The 21009-nt window shown below is 39.4% G+C and carries 20 protein-coding genes and 1 tRNA gene; 16 read left to right on the forward strand and 5 right to left on the reverse strand.

The window, feature by feature from the left end:
• Window positions 1–69 precede the first annotated feature (69 nt).
• The 9 genes from M4974_RS02580 (at window position 70) to M4974_RS02620 (ending at window position 8532) form a co-directional block, all read left to right on the forward strand.
• The gene (locus M4974_RS02580; RefSeq protein WP_248705953.1) at window positions 70–1251 is read left to right on the forward strand and encodes an LCP family protein; all 1182 of its coding nucleotides are present in this window, start codon (window positions 70–72) and stop codon (window positions 1249–1251) included.
• Between the two features lie 81 nt (window positions 1252–1332).
• The gene (locus M4974_RS02585; protein ID WP_248705954.1) at window positions 1333–2262 is read left to right on the forward strand and encodes a Ppx/GppA family phosphatase; all 930 of its coding nucleotides are present in this window, start codon (window positions 1333–1335) and stop codon (window positions 2260–2262) included.
• On the forward strand, window positions 2255–3487 hold the full coding sequence (locus M4974_RS02590; protein ID WP_248705955.1) for a hydroxymethylglutaryl-CoA reductase, degradative: 1233 nt from the start codon (window positions 2255–2257) through the stop codon (window positions 3485–3487). Before M4974_RS02585 ends, M4974_RS02590 begins: the two co-directional genes overlap by 8 nt.
• Window positions 3477–4430: a nitrate ABC transporter ATPase gene (locus tag M4974_RS02595; RefSeq protein ID WP_248715736.1), complete on the forward strand. Its 954-nt coding sequence runs from the start codon at window positions 3477–3479 to the stop codon at window positions 4428–4430. The genes M4974_RS02590 and M4974_RS02595 overlap by 11 nt, the downstream gene beginning before the upstream one ends.
• A 4-nt stretch (window positions 4431–4434) precedes the next feature.
• Window positions 4435–5142 (forward strand): NAD-dependent protein deacylase, encoded by a 708-nt coding sequence (locus M4974_RS02600; RefSeq protein ID WP_248705957.1) that lies wholly within the window; start codon window positions 4435–4437, stop codon window positions 5140–5142.
• Between the two features lie 21 nt (window positions 5143–5163).
• Entirely contained in the window at window positions 5164–6078 is a 915-nt protein-coding gene (locus tag M4974_RS02605) for a cation diffusion facilitator family transporter (protein WP_248705958.1), read from the forward strand.
• A gap of 349 nt (window positions 6079–6427) precedes the next feature.
• On the forward strand, window positions 6428–7831 hold the full coding sequence (locus M4974_RS02610; protein WP_248705959.1) for an Nramp family divalent metal transporter: 1404 nt from the start codon (window positions 6428–6430) through the stop codon (window positions 7829–7831).
• A gap of 9 nt (window positions 7832–7840) precedes the next feature.
• The gene (locus M4974_RS02615) at window positions 7841–8302 is read left to right on the forward strand and encodes a universal stress protein (protein ID WP_248705960.1); all 462 of its coding nucleotides are present in this window, start codon (window positions 7841–7843) and stop codon (window positions 8300–8302) included.
• A 146-nt stretch (window positions 8303–8448) separates the two neighbouring features.
• Window positions 8449–8532, forward strand: a tRNA-Leu gene (locus tag M4974_RS02620).
• Between the two features lie 725 nt (window positions 8533–9257).
• Here the strand turns inward: M4974_RS02620 and M4974_RS02625 are convergent.
• The 5 genes from M4974_RS02625 to M4974_RS02645 all read right to left on the reverse strand — a co-directional run bounded on the left by M4974_RS02625 (window position 9258) and on the right by M4974_RS02645 (window position 14626).
• On the reverse strand, window positions 9258–11030 hold the full coding sequence (locus M4974_RS02625; RefSeq protein ID WP_248705961.1) for an oleate hydratase: 1773 nt from the start codon (window positions 11028–11030) through the stop codon (window positions 9258–9260).
• Window positions 11031–11198: 168 nt separating this feature from the next.
• Window positions 11199–11825 carry a LemA family protein gene (locus M4974_RS02630; RefSeq protein ID WP_248705962.1) on the reverse strand — a complete coding sequence of 209 codons (627 nt, stop codon included), beginning with the start codon at window positions 11823–11825 and terminating at the stop codon, window positions 11199–11201.
• A gap of 30 nt (window positions 11826–11855) precedes the next feature.
• Window positions 11856–12737, reverse strand: coding sequence for a TPM domain-containing protein (locus M4974_RS02635; protein ID WP_248705963.1), 882 nt, complete (start codon window positions 12735–12737; stop codon window positions 11856–11858).
• Window positions 12738–12767: 30 nt separating this feature from the next.
• Window positions 12768–13622, reverse strand: coding sequence for an alpha/beta hydrolase (locus M4974_RS02640; protein ID WP_248705964.1), 855 nt, complete (start codon window positions 13620–13622; stop codon window positions 12768–12770).
• Between the two features lie 2 nt (window positions 13623–13624).
• Window positions 13625–14626: a PTS sugar transporter subunit IIC gene (locus tag M4974_RS02645; protein WP_248705965.1), complete on the reverse strand. Its 1002-nt coding sequence runs from the start codon at window positions 14624–14626 to the stop codon at window positions 13625–13627.
• Window positions 14627–14975: 349 nt separating this feature from the next.
• Between M4974_RS02645 and M4974_RS02650 the strand changes: the two genes are divergently transcribed.
• The 7 genes from M4974_RS02650 (at window position 14976) to alr (ending at window position 20997) form a co-directional block, all read left to right on the forward strand.
• Window positions 14976–15116, forward strand: a complete 141-nt coding sequence (locus tag M4974_RS02650; protein WP_248705966.1) for a teichoic acid D-Ala incorporation-associated protein DltX — start codon at window positions 14976–14978, stop codon at window positions 15114–15116.
• 15 nt (window positions 15117–15131) lie between these two features.
• Complete coding sequence (gene dltA, locus M4974_RS02655) at window positions 15132–16661, forward strand: D-alanine--poly(phosphoribitol) ligase subunit DltA (protein WP_248705967.1); 1530 nt, start codon at window positions 15132–15134, stop codon at window positions 16659–16661.
• Window positions 16654–17856 carry a D-alanyl-lipoteichoic acid biosynthesis protein DltB gene (gene dltB, locus M4974_RS02660; RefSeq protein WP_248705968.1) on the forward strand — a complete coding sequence of 401 codons (1203 nt, stop codon included), beginning with the start codon at window positions 16654–16656 and terminating at the stop codon, window positions 17854–17856. Before dltA ends, dltB begins: the two co-directional genes overlap by 8 nt.
• Before the next feature lie 16 nt (window positions 17857–17872).
• A complete protein-coding gene (gene dltC, locus M4974_RS02665; RefSeq protein WP_248705969.1) occupies window positions 17873–18109 on the forward strand; it encodes a D-alanine--poly(phosphoribitol) ligase subunit DltC in 237 nt (78 codons plus the stop codon).
• A gap of 4 nt (window positions 18110–18113) precedes the next feature.
• A complete protein-coding gene (gene dltD / locus M4974_RS02670; RefSeq protein ID WP_248705970.1) occupies window positions 18114–19400 on the forward strand; it encodes a D-alanyl-lipoteichoic acid biosynthesis protein DltD in 1287 nt (428 codons plus the stop codon).
• A 62-nt stretch (window positions 19401–19462) separates the two neighbouring features.
• A complete protein-coding gene (gene acpS / locus M4974_RS02675; protein WP_248705971.1) occupies window positions 19463–19873 on the forward strand; it encodes a holo-ACP synthase in 411 nt (136 codons plus the stop codon).
• Window positions 19870–20997, forward strand: a complete 1128-nt coding sequence (gene alr, locus M4974_RS02680; RefSeq protein ID WP_248705972.1) for an alanine racemase — start codon at window positions 19870–19872, stop codon at window positions 20995–20997. Before acpS ends, alr begins: the two co-directional genes overlap by 4 nt.
• The last annotated feature ends 12 nt before the right edge of the window (window positions 20998–21009 follow it).

Genomic DNA, 21009 nt, shown 5'->3' on the forward strand with positions numbered 1-21009 from the left:
TTGAGCTGTTCGCAACGTGATAATCTTTAAGGTATAATATTTGTATCTAAATATTGGAGTAGACAGACCATGGACGAAAATAACTACAGCCGCTCTTCGCGCCGTAAAGAAGAGGAGGCTAATTTTGACGAGAAAGGGCCTCGTCGGCCACGCCGTCGGCGCCGAACACGCTGGCTTGGCTGGATTTTATTAATCCTGCTAGTGGCAGCGATTGGCGTAAGTGCCGTTTTCTTTGCTGAATTTAAAAGTTCAGTTGAAAGCATGCAGCATTCGGCTAAAATCACTAAAGCCCGGGATGTCAACCAATTGGTCAAAGAGGGTAAGCCATTTTCAGTTTTGGTCTTGGGAACCGATGTAGGCGAGTTAAACAGAGATCGAGATGGATTGACGGATTCAATGATGGTTTTGACTGTAAATCCAACCAAACAAGAAATAACTATGACTTCGATTCCACGTGATATTATGGTATCAATTGTCGGTGCTGAAGAAACTTTCCCACAAAAAATGAATGCTGCCTATCCGATTGAAGGGGTTGGTGCAACCATGCAGACTGTACAAAACTATTTAAATGTGCCAATTGATTTTTATGTTTTGGTCAATATGAAGGGCTTAGAAAGTTTAGTCGACCAAGTTGGTGGGGTTTCAGTGGATTCACCGCTTAATTTCCAATATAGTCAAGAGACTGCCCATGCCGAAGGGCCGAATTTGTATCGTTTCCATAAGGGGAGTACCCGTTATGAGCATTCTGATGATAATGGTAAGACTTGGTCTAGGAGTAAAACTGTCATGGATGGCGATGCTGCCTTAGCTTTTTCACGGATGCGTTATGATGACCCTGATGGCGATTATGGTCGTCAATTGCGACAACGTTTGGTCTTAAAGGCTCTTATGAAACAGGCAGTTAATCTTAAGAGTTTGACTAATCCTAAGTTCATTAAGACCGTTTCTAAAAATGCCCAAACTGATATTTCTTTTGATAATGTCCTGAAATTAATTACCTCATATCGAGTTGCTGCGAAAAATCAGGTTTCTGATAACCTTCAAGGTCAGTTGGATATGTATGGCGGTATTTCTTATCAAATGGTACCTAAAACTGAAAAACAACGGGTAACTGATAAAATTCGTAACCAATTAGGATTGGATCCTAAGGATACCGGTACCCAATTTGGTGGACAGGTACCAGCCAATGGGGCTCGAATTGCTAGTGATAATTTAGCGCTGATTGGGGAACAATACTTGGCGAATGAATAGAATAAGCAAGCGCTTCGGCGCTTTTTTTGATTCGTAAAATTCGTGTTATACTGGAAAAAAAGCTAAGGATAAGGCATAGAAATGGCATATTTGGGTATTATTGATTTAGGGAGCAATTCCGCTCGAATGGTTATTGAAGATTTGCATCCAGATGGTAGTTATACTGAAATTCTGCGGGAAAAGACTGACACTCGGATTGCTCAAAACATGGGTTCATCATTGGTGTTACAACCGGAGCCGATGCGTCGAACCATTGCCGTACTGAAGGAATTTAAGGCGCGCTTGGATCAGTATGGACCGTTAGCCACCAAAGCAATTACTACGGCGGCGGTTCGCACTGCTAAAAACCAAACTGAATTCCTAGATTTAGTACGGCAAGAAGTTGATATTGAATTTGAAGTTTTAACTGGTACCCAGGAAGCCCATTATGATTATTTGGGTGTTATGGCAACCTTAAGTGATATTCAAAACGGGGTAATTTTAGATACGGGTGGTGCATCAGTTGAACTAATTGGTTTTAAAAATCGACAAGAACAACATGAAATTAGCTTACCTTTTGGGGCAGTGAATCTATCTGAAAAATATCAATTAGCTGATGATGTTAAACAAGTTAACGTTGAAGCAGCTTGTGCTTCGATTAATCAGCAATATCAAGAGCTAAAATGGTTGGATAATTTTAAAAATGATTCGGTTATTTTGCTTGGTGGTGCTAATCGATCGCTAGCTCGTGTAGCTCGTGCTTTTAATGGGGAACGTCAAATTAATAATATCCACGGCTTTACGATGTCACGAGCCTTGGTGGAACAGTTATTTGACCAAATTCGGCAAACGAATCGAGTTGGCCGTGAAAAAATAGCTGGATTAGAAAAATCACGAGCTGATATTATTATTAGTGGATTACTTCCCCTCCTTAACTTAATGAAAGCGATTGATGCCCCACAGGTTATTTTCTCTGAAAGTGGTGTTAGAGAAGGTATTATTGCCGAAAGAGTATGTAAACTCGATGACTAAGAAGTTTTATGAAAAAACACCAACAGAACGACTAAATGAATTATCCCTGACAGCAAAGCTGCGTCAGGATTTTACTGTTGATCAAAATTTAGTGAATGCAGCGATAGTGGAAAATTATATTAGTGATTTTCGTGAACCCGAAGGGGTTTTGCGACGTTTACAGCTTGATGGTCATTTTTATACGGTGCCCATGGCTATTGAAGAACCTAGTGTAATTGCAGCAGCTAATAATGGGGCTCGAATGCTTAATTTTAATGGTGGTATTTTTACCGAAAAAATACAGCCAGCAGCACTGACGCTTGGACAGCTATTATTTGAGGATGTGAATGTTGCTGCTTTACATAAATTTATTGATCAATTTGCAGCTGAAATTCAACGAGTAGCTGATCTAGCCAAACCATCAATTGTAAAACGCGGTGGGGGCTTAGTGAAAGTTCAACTACGTGAGTTAAGTTTAAAACAAGTAAGTGTTGATTTTTTAATTGATACCAAAGAGGCAATGGGGGCCAACATTGTTAATACAATTTTAGCGGCTGAAAAAGAATTTTTTCAGCCCTTTATCCAGCATTGCTTAGGCGCAATTTTGAGTAATGATGGACGCAATAATTTAACAAAAGTATTTGGTAGGGTGCCCTTTGCCGTTCTCGGTGGGGAAGCAGTAGCAAATAAAATAGTCGCGCTTAGTCGTTTTTCTAAAGTGGATTCTTACCGCGCGGTTACAGAAAATAAGGGAATCTTTAATGGTGTTGGCGCTGTGGTATTAGCAACTGGAAATGACTGGCGTGCCGTGGAAGCTGCCGGACATGCCTATGCTAGTCAACAAGGGACATACCAGAGCCTTAGTCACTGGTCAATTGATGCTAATCAACAGCAGTTGGTGGGTGAATTAGTCCTACCTTTGCCAATTGGTAGCATTGGTGGTGCTATCACGGCCTTACCCCAGGCACAACGAAATTTAGCCCTATTAGAAAAGCCATCCGTTCAAACCTTACGTGAAATTATTGCTGGCGTTGGTTTAGCGCAGAATCTAGCAGCCCTTAAAGCAATTGCTGGTGAGGGTATTCAAACTGGGCATATGCGGATGCAATACCGGGCCTTAGCACTTCAAGTCGGTGCTCAGCCACATGAAGTGCTGCCTTTAGCACGGCGTTTAAGTACACAAAAAACAGTGGATACCCAGCTAGCTAGTCAAATATTAAAGGAGATACGTCGCCATGAATCCTAAAATCCAGACCCTTTTAGACCAGGTTAATCAAGTTTATCCAGGTCAAGTTATAACCCGAGTTGGCCAGGAACATGATGGTCGATTACATTTAGACCGAGTAAGTCAGTCTACTTTGGCTGGTCGAATTTTAATTGAATTAGCTGATAGTACAGCAGCTGACTTTCTTTTGGGCAATGAACTCCTAAAAATGCTATTAACCTTAAACGGCATCATTCCACAGATTTTTTTTGCCATTACTTTTGATAGCGAACAACTTGATAACCAGTTAATTCAAATTGCTACGCGGATGCATCGTGTGGTGGTGCATGCCATTACTTATCCAGAATTAAATCAGCATGGCATTATCAGCGTGGAAACGGTTTCGGAGTACTTAGTTGGTGTGCATGAAGAGTTAAGTCTAGAGACTGAGGAACAAGATTCAGAAACTTTGTGGCGCCTATTAGTGCTCATGGATGCTTTAGTGTTTGGTCACACGTTAAATGATAATCAATCTTTTTTCAACGACTTAAAGACTAATTATCCACGAGCATTTGCAGCTGCTCAAGAAATCGTTAGTCCCTTTTGGTCAGTTGACTTTAAGAAGCCACGACAGACTAGAAAGCAAATGGTAAGAGTATTTGATGCTCTGGATAAAACTTTGTATAACTGGCAGTTACCAACGGTTAATGCTCGTGAGTATGTGACGCTAACCAGTGTTCTATCTAAAAGACAGTTGAGTTTACCAGTTAGTCAAGTATTTGATATCTTTCACACGGAAATGCTTGATTTTCAAACCAAAGAAACTGCTTATGTGGGCCTTAACAAGGGTGATCGGCAAAATAGTTTTGTTATTACACCACCACAAAATGAAGCTGATCGACCTGCATTTTTCCAACAACTATATGCCTTGCCGGTTCAAGATTTATTTAAACAATTAGCTTTGCCATACATAGAAAGGGGGTGAATTTATGTTAGTAACACCAGTTATTCAGACTAAATTTGATCAAGCTCAAAACATTCTTTTTATGACAGGCGCCGGTATTTCAACTTTATCGGGTATTCCCGATTATCGTTCTAAAAATGGGATTTATGATGGGGTAAAACTCCAACCAGAGTACCTTTTAAGTGCAACCGCTTTTGAGCGTGAACCTGAAAAGCAGTATCAATTTATGATTGATAATATGTACTTTCCAGATGCTAAACCCAATATTATCCATGATAAAATGGCGGCGCTCACGCAAGCTAAACGTGCTCGGATTATTACACAAAATGTTGATGATTTACATGTTAAGGCTAATAGTGATGCCGAACGGTTAATTCGTTTTCATGGCAGTCTCTATGAAGTTTATGCGCCCATCGATAATCAACCGGTACCATTTCAGCAGTATTTAAGATCAATGTGTCGGTCTAGTGATGGGGCTAAATTACGACCACGAATTACCTTTTATGAGGAAATGCCTTTTGGGGTTAATGAATCAGCCCAATGGGTTGCAGCGGCTGATTTAATCGTGGTTGTTGGAACCAGTTTTAAGGTCTATCCGTTTGCCGGTCTATTACAATATGCTAATCCACAAGCAACCTTGATGTCGGTTAATTTGGAATTGATTAATGCGCCATTGCGGGTTGAACAGGTTGTCGGGAATGCTGGCGAGTTTTTCCAAGAATTACAGATTTAAAAAGGGATGTAGGAGGATCTTATGAGTGACACACATGATAATGAGGTGAAACAAAAGCCATATATTATCGGCATTGTAATTAATTTAGTGTTTGTTTTAGCAGAAATAGTTTTTGCTCAAATTGCACATTCAACAGCGTTATTTGCGGATGCTTTTCATAATTTGAGTGACGTATTGGCTTTGGTAATTGCCTGGTTAGCTGTGGTCGTTTTTGGTTTACGAGCGACCAAGCAACATACTTATGGCTGGCATAACGTTTCGATTTTAGCCAGTATTTTTAATGCCCTATTACTGTTAGGGGCTGTGGCAATAATTTTTTATGAAGGTATTCGAGACCTCTTTTTTGTTACGCCAGAACATACAGCTGGTTGGATTGTTACCGTTGTGGCTGCTATTGGAATTGTGGTTAACTTTTCAACAGCGATGCTCTTTAAAATTTCTGGGGGGCCTGACGAGCATGGTCATCACCATGGACAAGATTTAAATGCTAAAACAGCATATTTACATTTACTAGCTGATGCTGGTGTTTCTGTTGGGGTTATATTGGCCGGATGGCTAATTCAAATGACCGGTTGGCAAATTATTGATCCAATCGTGTCATTAATCATTGGTGTGATTATTTTGGTAACAGCCTGGCCGGTGATGAAGTCCACTTTTAATTTAGCCATTAATGGTGTGCCGGATAATGTTGACGAAGAAGAGATTTATCAATATTTGAATCAACACGCGGGAATTCAAGAACTACATGATTTGCATATTTGGCCATTATCGACAACTGAATCAGCTTTGACAGTTCATTTGGCGGTGGAGAATCCAGCTGATGCTCAAAATATTTTAGAGGACGTAACTGACCAGTTACGGAGTCACTATCATATTTCACATGTCACGATTCAAATTGAGGGGCCTTGGCATGAAACAAATTGTAATTCGATTTAGGTTGGTAAAAATTATTTTATTTTAATAAATTTCGTTTCCTGGCTTAATTCTATTAAAAATGTAATATTGTAATTTATTGTTAGATAAATGTTGTACCTTTCTTTACTTGACGCGAGCGTAAACTTGTGTATGATTATAGATGTACTTAGGCACTGATGGATGGGTTAGGTAGCTTTCATAAGCTTTCAACAGCCAAGTTGAATGAAATTCTTTATGAAAATTATTTAGCACCGGAATTGTATCTTCTTGTCGCGGTTTTTTTGTTATAAAAAAGTTTGTGATGATTAGTGCAACGCCGCGTGTTTTTCTGTTTGTCTTTGTCCTGAGGAGAATTCCAAAGGAGAAGAATATGGATAATTCTACACAGGGAAGTCCCCGCAAGAAACATAGCCTGATTGAGCACACAGGTGAAAAAAGTTTGGAAGAGGTTAACGGAACCATTGAGATTCCTAAAAATGGTTCCTTTTGGCGTCGTTTACTAGCTTTTTCAGGTCCAGGGGCCTTAGTTGCCGTTGGTTATATGGATCCCGGTAACTGGGTTACATCTGTAGCTGGTGGTGCTGGTTACCGTTACTTGCTTTTGTCAATTGTTTTAATTTCATCTTTAATTGCCATGTTATTGCAGTATATGGCTGGAAAGCTTGGAATTGTTAAACAAGAAGATTTAGCGCAAGCAACAGGTAGTCGTACTAATCGGTTCGGCCGGTATACACTTTGGGTTTTTACTGAATTAGCCTTGATGGCCACTGATATTGCCGAGGTTATTGGTGGGGCCATCGCCTTACACCTACTGTTTGGTTGGCCAATGATTGTGACTGTTTTGCTGACTGCTTTTGATGTTGTGTTGCTATTGCTTCTGATGAAGTTTGGCTTCCGTAAGATTGAAGCAATTGTGGCCACTTTGATTTTGACTATTCTAGTCGTTTATGTATACCTAGTGGCTTTGTCACATCCTGATTGGCTGGGGGTATTAGCTGGTTATGTACCACAACCCCATGTCCTTTCGACCCATGAGGTGTCCGGTCTTGATTCTCCACTGACTTTGACTGCTGGTATCATCGGAGCCACAGTTATGCCTCATAACCTTTATTTGCATTCATCTATTTCACAAACACGTAAGGTCAATCATGAAGATCACGAAGAAGTTCGTGATGCGGTACGCTTGATGACTTGGGATTCTAATATCCAGTTGACTTTGGCCTTTGTAATTAATTCATTGCTTTTGATTTTGGGTGCTGCTTTGTTCTATGGACACGGTGCTGATTTGGGATCTTTCGGTGCTATGTATCGTGCTTTGCAAGATAATAGTATTGCTGGGGCAATTGCTTCACCAGTCCTTTCAACTTTGTTTGCGGTTGCTTTGTTGGCTTCTGGTCAAAACTCAACTATTACTGGTACTTTGACTGGTGAAATCGTCATGGAAGGATTCTTACATCTTCGGATTCCAATGTGGCTCCGGCGTGTGGTAACGCGTGGGTTGGCCTTGTTGCCAGTTGTTGCAGCTACAATTTATTATGGTGGAAATGAAGCGGAATTGGACAAATTGTTGACCAATTCGCAGGTTTTCCTTTCAATCGTATTGCCATTTTCAATGGCACCATTGATTTACTTTACATCTTCAAAAAAGATTATGGGTGAATTTGCTAATCCTAAGTGGGTTACTTGGTTAGGTTGGATTTGTTTTACTGTTTTGACCATTATAAATATTTGGATTGTTTATAATTCAGTTACCGATATTTTTGGTTTGAAATAAGGAGGGGATATGGATACATTAAATATGGATATCGAGCCAAAGCGCTTTCAGCGTATTTTGGTAGGTGTTGATGAATCCGAACAAGGTTATTTTGCCTTGACGAATGCTATTCACCAAGCGCGAGAAGATGATTCTCACTTAATTATTGCTACTATTTTAGAAATGGGTGACCTATCAACGATTGATGCCATGCATTTGGATGCAATTAAGGCTAAGCGGGAACAATTAGAAAGCAACTTAGAAAAGTATCGTAAGTATGCTGAAGAGCGTGGGGTTACTAATGTTGAGGTAGTTTTTGATGACGGTGCAAAAGCTGGAGAAACTCTAGTTGAAGAAATTGCACCTGAAGTTAAAGCTGACCTAATCGTCGTTGGGGCTCACTCTCATCGTGGATTCTGGCGGTCAATCGGTTCACAAGCCGCTTACATTGCTCGCAATGCGTCTATTTCAACTTTAATCGTCCGTCAATAATTGTTTATTATAAAAAACATCCCGCCAATCGTAACCGGCGGGATGTTTTTTGCAATTTAAATAAATGGTATAAAAAGAGAATTTTTTCCAAAAATAGATTGACCTAAACTGGAATATTTAGTAAACTAATGTAGTTGTGATTTGTTGCCGCTGTGGCGGAATTGGCAGACGCGCTGGACTCAAAATCCAGTGGTGGTAACACCGTGTGGGTTCGACTCCCACCGGCGGCATATCCGAAGGCACTCAGTTAATTTATATTAGCTGGGTGCCTTTTTCTATCCTCTGTTACTAATGAATAAAAAACAAGTGCTGATCTGGGCGATTGGCATTCTATTAGCACTTATGATGCTAGTTATCAGTCGATACTTAAGCTTCTAGCTAGTCATAATTCCACTGAATATTAAAAGATGTCCAGCTAATTTGATAGTGATAAAAAGCTTACTTAAAAATGCTTTTGCTGTGTTTCTTTTTCCCAAGATGGAAGTAACTGTTGCTTTTCCTCCGTTATGTGATTAAATTAGAACCAGTTAATTTCCGAGTGACGATCAATCCAATCTAAAAGTAGCGGTTAATGGTCGGACAGTGAAAATTAGTGTTAATAATTATTTTTGGGGGACATAACATGGAAATTGTTGATTTAGACATTGAAATGTTAAACTTTACAATTCAAAGTAACCTAAATGATGCCCAAGTTTGCGTCAACACTATGCATTAATTGCCAATTTGGCTTATGATTCAGGTTCCAAGAAATGGTTAGTTGAGGAGTAGTGATTCTAATCAAAAGAAGTTGTCTGAATCAGATGATATTTGTTAAGTTGTCTTTATAATGTCAAATGAATTTATTTTAGAATTTAAGGCATAGATGTATGACTAATATAAAAATAGTAATAAGATTAAAGAAATCAAGAACTTAGTTACGAACTAAAATTTTTAATGTAAAACAATCATCGACTGTCTAAATTAAATGAGCCTCTTGCAATAATTCTTCCAACCAAGTACCTTTGATTTTTTGCATGCCTACTTTTTGAACTAATTTTGGAATAGGGAGATCAATCTCTGACAGTTCTTTCTTATCGTTCATATAGTAGAGAGCCTTTAACAGTTCACGAATGTCATAGGTTGAATTAAAGACCTCTGGGACCGCGCGCTCAAGCTCAAGGAGAGAATAAACGGCCTCCATGGCAGTCCGTACTGAATATTCAGTGGTAAAGACCGTGTCGCGAGATGGAGATTCTGCAAAATTACCAATAAAGGCTAAGTTTATTGAGCCATTTGGAACCACTGCAGGTCGATCACCAGCGATGCGGGGCATAAAGTAGCTGGTGATGAACGGCATATAGACGGGCACAGTGTTGATTGAGTTTTGTTGTGCTAGACGATTAATTTCGCTCTCTGGTACACCAAGATGATATAGGAGCTCTTGGGTAATTTCTTCACCAGAACAATCGGTAATTTTTTTATTGATAAAGTTACCACGAGTGTCGGAGTAAAGGCCATAAATCCAAACCGTTGTCTCATTTGGCTTTTGTTCTTTGAAATGGGGCTGACGATGAACGGCAAAGCTCATCATCCAATTGGAATCAGTGATAGTGATGATGCCACCGGTGTTAACTTTATGATCATGCAAGGAACGCTTAGTTAGGCGTTCAATGTAGGGGTCAACTTCTGGATTTTTAATGGTAGCCGTTGCTGAAACGAACCAGCTTTTTTCGGGTAGATTTTTGTAAAAAACGGTTGGGTGGCCAAACTCATCAGATTGAGCAGCCATGTTTTCCCATAGTTGCCAAGAACCGCCGGCCTTGTCAGTTTTAGGCGCTGCGTGTTGATGGTCACCATAGGTAGTACTTTCAGTGATTGAACCATTTGTAATGAAAACTAAGTCATCAGGTGTTAAAGCAATAGTTTTAGGTTGACCACTAACTACTAATTGAAGTTCTTTGGCTTGCTTTTGATGTCCCTTTTGTTCAACCAGTACGTTTTTAACCTGAGTATCATATTGGATATTAACATGGTGGTCTTCAAGGTAGGATAACAAGGGTTTCACCATTGAATCGTACTGATTGTATTTATTAAATTTTAGGGCAGTGAAATCTGGCAAACCATCAATATGATGAATAAATCGCATCGCATAGCGGCGCATTTCAATGACTGAGTGCCACTTTTCAAAGGCAAACATCGTTGCCCAATAAGTCCAGAAGTTACTTTCAAAGAACTCATCAGAGAAATAATCCCCGATGGTTTGCTTACCTAGTGATTCTTCAGTGGCCATGATTAATTTGGTTAATTCTTGTGAATGCTTTCCAAGTGTATACTGACCATCATCAGGAACTTGATTACCACGATTATAAATTAAGCGGCAGTTGGAAGAGTTAGAATCGTCTTTATCCAGCCAATAAAATTCATCCAAATAAGAGGCGTTGGGTATTTCTAGAGAGGGAATGGAACGATATAAATCCCATAGGCACTCAAAATGATTTTCCATTTCACGACCGCCACGGGTTACAAAACCAACACCAGGGCGCTCAGTTCCGTCTAAGGAACCACCAGCTAAGGGAAGTTCTTCTAAAATATGGATGGATGATCCATCCATATGACCATCGCGGATTAAAAAGACGGCCGCTGCTAAACCGGCAATGCCGGATCCAACAATATAGGCTGATTTTTGCTCAATATTTTCAGGTTTTCTGGGAGTTGCAAAAGCTTCAAAATTACCGCTACCGTAGTGCATGTTTTTCTCCTTATTTTTTAAAAACTACTAAGTATTGGACTATATAAACACTGTTCGTTTTTAAAACACTGTTTATATACCAGTACAGTGTACTACTTTTTGATAAAAATTTAAATATTCACAAAAAAAGTTCCCTGGGCATCTTCTGCTACAGAGAACTTTTAAAAATTATTTACTAAAATCAACCACTGGATTACTTTGGGCGGCTGCATCGGCTTCAAAATACTTTAACTTTTGATGATTGGTCATTCCAGCTACTACTGAACTGGGGAAAGATACGACTTTGTCGTTGTAAGCACGAACAGCCTTATTGTACTTAAGGCGTTGATAGGTTACTCGGTTATCGGCACCCTCAATTTGAGACATTAGCGTGCTAACTTGATCACCGGACTTTAGGTTGGGGTAGTTTTCATTGATGGCTGATACCATTACGTTTAACGCCCGCTCTTGACCTTCCATAGCGGTGGTCTTTTGGTCCTGACTGTTAGCGTTTTGGTAGTTGCTTTTTGCCTGGTTGTACTGGGTACGAGCTTCAGCAATTTTGCCATAGACGGCACTTTCCTGAGCTTGACTTCCCTTAATGGCATTTACTAAATTAGGAATCAAATCGGCTCGATTTTGGAGGGCCGTTTGCACAGAACCGGTGGCTTCATCAACGTCTTGCTGAGAACGATTCAGCCCGTTGGAAGAACCAATAAATGATGCTAGTAAAATGATCAAAACTAGGCCAATAATGGCACTGATAATCACCGACTTCTTTTTGTAAAAGGGTTGAGAGTTGTTAATTACGTTCATAAAATTCACCTTTCAAAATGAGTATTAAATTTAAAAATCAGAACCACCGCCGCCAAAGTCGCCACCGCCACCGGAATCGGTGAAATTATCACTACCACCAAAGTCACTGGAGTTGCTGTCTGACCAAGAATCGTGTCGATTACCACTACCAGAATTTAGTAGGGAACCTAACAGCAGCCACTGCCACCATGATGACTGGCCATCAACGGAAGCATAGCTATTATGAGCGTAATTTTTGTTACGCCGCATTAGCTTGCTAATGAAAAAAATAGATAGGAGGGGGAAAAGTACTACAAAGAGCAGCACCCACCCAAGGCCTAGTCCTTTAGCAGGACTATTTTTTGCCTTAATTTGACCATCGGTGGGAATATTTTGGCAAACTTCATCAAATAATTTTATCAAACCCTGGTTAATCTGAGTATTATCACTGGATTTAAGCTGGCTACGATTTTCATTTAACAATTGATTTATTTTACCATCTGGTAAATTCGATTCAATTCCTGTACCAGTAGCCACCCGTACATTGTTTTGACCATTATTTTTAGCAAAAACGATTAAAACACCATTATCTTGACCCTTTTTACCAGCCTGCCAAACCTGGCGTAAGGTTAGTTCATTGGTGAAACTTTTCATATCCATACCATCAGTATTATTTACTGTGATGACTACCACTTGTGGTTGTGACTTGGTGGCCTGAAAACGCTTGGCTTGGTCAATGATATGTTCCTTACTACTAGTAGTTAAGATATTGGCGTAATCGTTGACTACGTAGGATTGTTCTGGCTTTAAGGTATCTGGGTTTTCTGCTCGGGCGATGGGATTGGCTATGTAGGCAACCAATCCAAGTAACGCACTTAGGCTGATGATTAGTATCAGCCGGATGCTACTATTATTAATTTTAATAGATGACATTTGACCTCCTATTCTGCCGATGCTTGCCTATTACTTATCGGCGCGCCGTGAACGGTTGTCATTACTTTTATTATTTAAAATATACTCCTGAATTAATTGTACAACTTCAGGATTTTCAGGGAGATTGGAATGTTCGGCATTATCACCGGAAACGGTAATTTGAGTATACTTTTTAACTTGTTTTTGGAAAATGTATTTTCCAGAAAGGACGCTTTGAACTGGCACAATCCCATCGTCGCTATAGTCTTCACTACCGGCAACCGAGTAAACGGTTAAGTCAGTTGGTAAATTATCACTATTATCCATCAAATCCGTCAGCATGGCAGTTTGTTTGGTGGTAGAAGATTCAGAGAAATTATAGGGTGTACCCAAAGTCATCAAAGTTTTAATGTGGAAATCGTTAATATTGTAATAATTTTCCAAGTATTCAGTCCAATCGAGACCGCCGTTAGAATGACCAATCGCTGAGAAATCACGGAAATGATAGGTTTGTTGCAAAGCATTCATCGCTGAAGAAAGCCATTTAGCTTGACGTTTGATATTGTCATAACTATCGGAGTTATCTTCAAAGCCAATTACAATAAAAGGCTGCCGATTATTGGTTGCTAATTTACCACTATATGTATAGGAACCATCTTTATTCACTTGGAGTTTTAAAACTGGTGTTGCTGGGGTACCTTTACTTTGTTTATTGATCGAAGTAAACATGTCGTCAAATCGATTAATGGTCGCACTTGAACCAGGAATGAAGATGACCGGTGAAATTCTGGCCGTTTGGATAGCGTGGTCGTTGTGGTGTTGTTTGGTCATCCAAATTGAACTAAAAATACCAATCACAATTAATAATATAGTACTGAGGCCTAGAATGATTTTACTGGTCCGCACGGTCAGTCAACCTCCTTAGTCACGTATTTTAGAAATGGTCGATATATAGATAAGTTAATCGCAAAGACTAGCAAGACTGCTAGTAAACTAGGCCAATGATTTTGGCTGGCTAAGAAGCCTAATAAAAGTCGTGGTGAATTTATTGGTACGTTAAAAATTGAAGGTTTTAGGATGTTTAATTTAATGGCAGTAAAACCAATCAGGCTTCCTATTGTTGAAGATAAAATCATCGGTACTAGCATGATCGGCCGCAAAATTATTGGTAAGCCAAATAATAGGAGCTGATTATTGTTAAATATACTTGGAATAATTGAAAACCAGCCTAATTTTTGGTACTTTTTTCGCTGATTAAATAGCAGCCAAATACTGATAACTAAGGTACTACCGGCACCACCCAAGTATGAGAAAGTTCCAAAAACACTGTATAGATTTTCTGGGTAGGGGATTGTCGCATTGACTGATTGATAGATGGCATTTAAATTTGTTGAAACTGGAGTTAAATCCGTCATATTGTTATAAATTTCAGTCGGAATACTAATTCCCAGCCAGGGCAAAATAGGTAATAAGAGTGCAACTAACATAATGCCAAAGAAGTGTACGAAGAAGCTAGATGAGAAAAAATCCAGATAGGAACCTTGTAAAGCCTGCAATGGCAAGGCCATGTTAATACCTATTGTCAATAAAATAATTAAAGCTGCCCAAACTAAGTGAATGTAGCCATAGGGAGCTATTTTTTTATGGAATAAATGATCTAACCAATAGTAACTTTCACTGATTAAAATAATAGTAATAAAAAAGATAATGAAATGAATAGTCGGGCGTGACTGCCACTGGAAATTTAAGATAATGAGCAAAAAGGAGATGCTGAAGTTAATAATCAGAGGGAAAGTCGGATCGGTGACGCCTTTGATAGTTAAGTAATTTTTAGTAATTGCAATTGTTAAAATTAAAATGACACAGTAGTCCAAACTATTGGAAATGGCCGTAATAATTTGCGGATCCACTAAATGAGAGGGCTTATAATTAAAAATTGTGGGGAATAGGCTACCAGGATTTAAAAATAAACGATCGAATAGCCGAAAATAAACAGCTAAGGATATAACCGGTAGGCTTTCTCGAAAACTTTGATATAAGCTTTGGATAATTTTGGTATGTATTAAACGTCGATCGAAGTTTAAAAAGACGGAAGTAATTTTATTCAGTATTTTGATTTTGGTTCACCTCAAAGTCTCAGTTACTGTCGTTAACATGTTTCAAAGCATATGATACAATATGTTGAATAATCTAATTCAGATATTATTAAGCACGTTGGTGATTATACACTATCTATACTGCGTGCGGGGAGATTACCTCATGTTCAAACATTTTTTGCAGCGACCCGTTACAATTTTTGTACTGCGCACGATTTTTTATTTTTTCATTATTTTGGCCTTAATTTATCTTTATAGTTATTCCGGTGTAACCGGCGGTCACTTTATTTATAACGAATTTTAATGGGGAGCTTCATTCATGATTGAAAACATCATTAACCAAATCGATAATTTCGCCCAGGAAGCGGGATCAACCATTGCTTATGATGAAATGGGTATCCAGCATACTTATGCTGATTTAAAAGCTACCTCAGATAGTTTAGCAGCCTTTTTGGACCAACAAAATCTGCCAGAAAAAGCACCAATTATGGTGTATGGTGGGCAACAATTTGAAATGATAGCGGCCTTCCTAGCAGCAGTTAAGAGTGGACATGCCTATATTCCAGTTGATGTAAATTCGGCTGATGAGCGCTTACTTGATATTGTTGAAATTGGCGAGCCGGCCGCCGTCATTGCCATTGATGAATTGCCCATTAGTTTAACAGGATTGCCAGTCTATGGTGTTGCTCAATTACAAACGGTTTTTGAGCAAAAACAAGCATATGAACTTACTCATCCAGTAAGTGGGGATGATAATTACTATATTATCTTTACTTCTGGTACGACTGGAAAACCTAAGGGTGTTCAAATATCGCATAGCAACTTACTAAGCTTTGTAAACTGGATGTTGAGTGATGACTTTAATTTGCAGTCCGCGCAAAACTTTTTGTCTCAACCGCCTTATTCGTTTGATTTATCTGTGATGGATTGGGCACCGGCTCTAGCTTCTGGTGGTACTTTGAAAGCCTTGCCTAAGCAGTTGGCGGATAATTTTAAAGAGCTTTTTGCAGCCTTACCAAAGCTGAACTTGGATGTATGGGTTTCGACACCATCGTTTGCTGATGTTGCCTTGTTGGATCCTGAATTTAAGGGTGACAATCATCCAAATTTGAAAACTTTCCTGTTTTGTGGAGAAGTATTAACTAGTACCACTGCAAAGAAATTACTCGAGCGTTTTCCACAAGCGGCAATTTATAACACCTATGGGCCAACCGAAGCAACTGTGGCGGTATCTGGTATTAAAATTACATCCGAAACAATTACTGAATTTGATAAGATGCCAATTGGCCGGGTAAAGGATGACACAACCGTAGTTATCCAAGATGAAGATGGTCAGGTGCTTGGGCATGATCAAGCTGGTGAAATCATCATTGCTGGTCCGTCTGTTTCCAAGGGTTACTTAAATAACCCAGTTAAGACCGAGGCTGCCTTTAGTCAGTATAACGGTCTGCAAGCCTATCACACTGGGGATTTAGCAACGATGGATACCCAGGGTATTCTGCACTATAAGGGTCGGACGGATTTTCAAATTAAGTTACATGGTTTCCGAATTGAACTAGAGGAAGTTGCTCAGCAACTACAACAAAGTCAATGGGTTGAACAGGCTGTGGCGGTACCTCGTTATGATGCAGATGGTAAAGTTAAACAACTTTTGGCCGTCGTGGTCGCTAAGCCTAATGACTTTGCTAAACCAATCGAATTAACCAACGCTATTAGGGATGACTTAGCCAACATCATGATGCCATATATGATGCCAGGACGCTTTATGTATCGTGAGGCAATGCCATTGACTCCTAACGGTAAGATTGATCTTAAGGGTCTAATTGCTGAGGTGAATGGCAATGCTTAATTTACAGCCTTATGCGGATCCTACCTATTTCATTTACCTGTTACTGGCCTTAGTTCCACTAGCAATTGGTTTGTACTACGGGAAACGTTTTGTCTGGTATGAAGTAATTGTTTCCTTGTTATTTATCTTCTTGATTTTTGATTCAGGTCGCTACATCCAGCAAGGTATTGCCCTAATTATCTACATGCTTTGGGAAACGGCGCTGGTTGCTTGGTATACCAGTTATCGTAAACGGGCTAATAATAGTTGGGTCTTTTATATCACGACATTCTTATCTATCCTACCGATTCTAGCAGTTCGAATTGGTGATACGGGTTTGTTTAAAACCCAACTAACTTTGTTAGGTTTTCTGGGAATTTCCTATTTAACCTTTCGAACTGTTGGGACTATTATTGAAACGCGCGATGGTTCAATCAAAGAATTTAGCTTACCTTTGTTTTTGCGTTTTGTGCTTTTTATGCCGACCTTATCTTCTGGTCCCATTGATCGTTACCGTCACTTTAATCAAGACGCTACGGTTGCTCCAAGTCGAGATAAATATATTGAATTTCTAGGGAAAGCCGTTTGGTACTTCTTTTTAGGTTTCTTGTACAAGTTTATTTTAGCCTATGGCTTTGAACACTTGTATAGTTACACTCAAAATATGGCCATGGCTGATGCTAGTCAGGGGTGGTCTTGGTGGCTAATTGGTGTCGGTTATTCTTATGGTTTCTATTTGTTCTTTGACTTTGCTGGTTACTCACTCTTTGCCGTAGCAACGGGTTATGTGATGGGCTTTGATGTACCAATGAACTTCAAACAGCCTTTTCGTTCTAAGAACTTGAAGGATTTCTGGAATCGTTGGCATATTACTTTATCATTTTGGTTCCGTGACTTCGTATTTATGCGTTTAGTCTTTACCATGATGAAAAATAAGGTCTTTAAAAGCCGGATTACCACTTCTAATGTAGCCTATATCGTCAACATGTTGATTATGGGGTTCTGGCACGGTTTGACTTGGTACTATATTGTGTATGGCCTTTTCCACGGCGTAGGCCTAGTTGTTAACGATGCCTGGCTGCGTTATAAGAAAAAACACAAAGTACCACATAATAAACTTACCGAGTATTTTGCCATTTTCTTGACCTTAAACGTGGTAATGTTTAGTTTGTTAATATTCTGTGGTTTCCTAGATAAATTCTGGTTCCACCATTAATTAAAGGAGAAATACAATGGACGTACAAGCAGAAGTAATTGAAGTATTGAATGGCATTATTGGTGAAGATATTTCAGATCAAATGGACGACAATTTGTTTGACTCAGGGTTGTTGGACTCAATGGCTACAGTGGAATTGCTATTGGATTTAGAAAATAAATTTAGCATTCAAGCCCCAGTTTCAGAATTTAATCGGGATGAGTGGGATACACCTAATAAAATTATTGCTAAGGTAAAAAGCCTGATCGGATAAAATCATGACGAACAAAAAGAAATTATGGCAGATTTTCGGACCGGTGCTTGCGGCATTTGCCTTAATTGGTTTGTTATTTTTATTGCCGTTTCCATTGAACCATCTCAGTCCACAAGCGATTCGTGAATCTTCTGTTTCCTTTGCAAGTAATATCATTAAGGGAGAAGCTGTCAAGAAGGCTGCTTTCAATAATAAAGAAACGAACTATGTACCATTTTTTGGTTCTAGTGAATTAACTCGTTTTGATTCCATGCATCCATCGGTTTTGGCGGCCAAGTATCATCGCGATTACCAGCCCTTTATGATGGGACAGGCGGGTACCGAATCAATGATTCATTATATGAGCATGCAGGAGATGCGGCCAGCTCTAAATCATAAAAAAGCGGTATTTATTATTTCACCGCAATGGTTTACTAAAAAAGGCGTTAATGTCTTCTTCGCTAATTTTTATTCACCACTACAGCTAGTTGATTGGTTGTTAAATATTCAGAAGATTACACCGACTGATCAGTTTATGGCTAAATCTTTGTTGAATCAATCTGTTGTTAGTCAGAGTAATTTATACGCTGGCTTGGTGACAAAAATTGAAAATGGGCAGGCTCTATCCAGTGCTGATATTAGTCGCTTGCGTTTGGAACACCGAATTTTGTCACGAGAAGATCAACTCTTTTCGAACTATGTTGGTAGTAACAACTGGCAAAATAAGGTTGTGAAAAATATGCAGTCTTTGCCAGCTGACTATAATAGTACTGACTTAGATTCAGTTGTTACTAAACAGGCTGAGAAGGCTTCTAATTCAAACGATTTCTTGATTAAGAATTCTTTTTATAAACAACGAATTGTTCCTCAAGAAAAGCGCCTCAAGGGTTCTCAAGTTAAGTTCAATTATCGAGAATCAATTGAATATAGCTACATGCAGGCTGTCTTAGATCAATTTGCTCAGGAACATACGGATGTACTCTTTGTGATTGCACCGGTTAACCAACGTTGGTCAGATTATACTGGTCTAAGTCGCGAAATGTACTATCAAAGTGTTGATAAAATCAAGTATCAATTGCAATCGCAAGGTTTCAATAACATTGCTGATTTGTCTCATCGTGGTGGTGAGAAATACTTTATGCAAGACACCATTCATATTGGTTGGCGTGGTTGGCTTGAAGCTGATCAGTACATTGATCCGTTTTTGTCAAGTGATTATCAGGATGTTAATTATCAGATTAATGATCGTTTCCTATCAACAGATTGGCAAAAATTTGATTCTTCTAAGCAAAATGTAGAATCTTTTTCATAGTAAAATCAACTAACTCAACACATTAATGTGTTGAGTTAGTTTTTTTTTGATAAAATTAAGCCATGATAGTAGGAATTGGTAATGATTTAGAATCGATTACAAGGGTTGCACAAGTGCTAGAACGTCAGCCCGCTTTTTTGAATATGATTTTAACAAAGGAAGAAGTGCAGGCTGCCCAGCAACGACACGGTAAGCACTATGCTGAATTTATTGCCGGACGTTTTTCAGCTAAAGAGGCTTTTTCCAAAGCTACTGGCTATGGGATTGGCCAAGAAGTTCACTGGCATGATATTGCTATTTTAAATGCTGATAATGGTCGGCCAATTATTACTGTTAAAAATTTTCCTTACACAGTTCGGGTCGCAATTACCCACAGTGACAATTTTGTGAATACGATTGTGGTAATTGAAAAATTATCTTGGTTAGAAAAATTAAAACTCAGTTTAACTGGGGGACGTGGAGTTTTACAATGAGACAAGAGGAACGCTTAAGATTACGACCAACTTGGTTAGAAATTGATTTATCGGCTATTCAGGCTAACGCTCAGGCCATTATGCAGGCCACCAGTGCTAGGCGATTGATTGCTGTCGTCAAAGCTAATGCCTATGGTCATGGGGCTTTGCGTGTTGTCCAATCCTTATATGACATTGGTGTTAAAGACTTTGCCGTAGCAACGGTAGGGGAAGGAATTGAGTTACGCCAGGGCCTAGCAGCAACTGATGTTAAGATTAACTTATTAGGTGTGCAACCAGCCGAGCACGCTGATGTAATGGCTCAATATCATCTACAGCCCGCTGTCGGCGATTTAGAATGGTTAGAGGCTGCTAAATCGCATCTTAACCCTGGACAGGTACTAGGTGTTCAATTGGCCGTTGATACAGGCATGGGACGAATGGGTGCTGGGAGTTTATTAGAATTACAACGGCTATATAGTTACATTGAAGCGGATGCCTCGTTTTATTTAGCTGGTGTTTTTACTCATTTTGCAACGGCTGATGATCTTAATCAGGATTACTATGATAATCAGTATCAAAAGTTCATGAGTTGGGTCCAAGAAGTCGGTATTCCAGAGGAATATTGGCATTTGGCCAATTCTGGATCAACACTTTGGCATGCCCAGCAAATTCCAACCCAGACCATTCGAGTTGGTTCGGTTTTGTATGGTTACAATCCTGGAGCGCCACTGTTAACTAGTCCAATTGAGCTTAAGCCGGCGGCTAGTCTCTATAGTAAAATTGGTGCAGTGCATCAATTACAGGCTGGTCAATCAGTTAGTTATGGTGCAACTTATCAGGCTGAGCATCCACAGTGGGTTGCAACCTTACCGATTGGTTATGCCGATGGCTATAACCGACGCTTAGGGGGCATGAATGTTTTAGTAAATGGTCAAGTTGAACAGGTCATTGGACGGGTGACCATGGATCAAATTATTATTACTTTGCATCAAAAGGAACCGGTTGGGACACCTGTGGTGCTTTTGGGTCAAAGTGGCCAAAAGCAAATTACCATTGAAACCTTAGCAGATTACGCGGAAACGATCCCACACGAACTCTTAACCGAATTTAGTGCCCGAGTTCCACGTTGCTATCCATCATGATGCCTTGTTTTT

The sequence above is a fragment of the Convivina praedatoris genome (assembly GCF_933208495.1).
Classification (GTDB): Bacteria; Bacillota; Bacilli; order Lactobacillales; family Lactobacillaceae; genus Convivina; species Convivina praedatoris.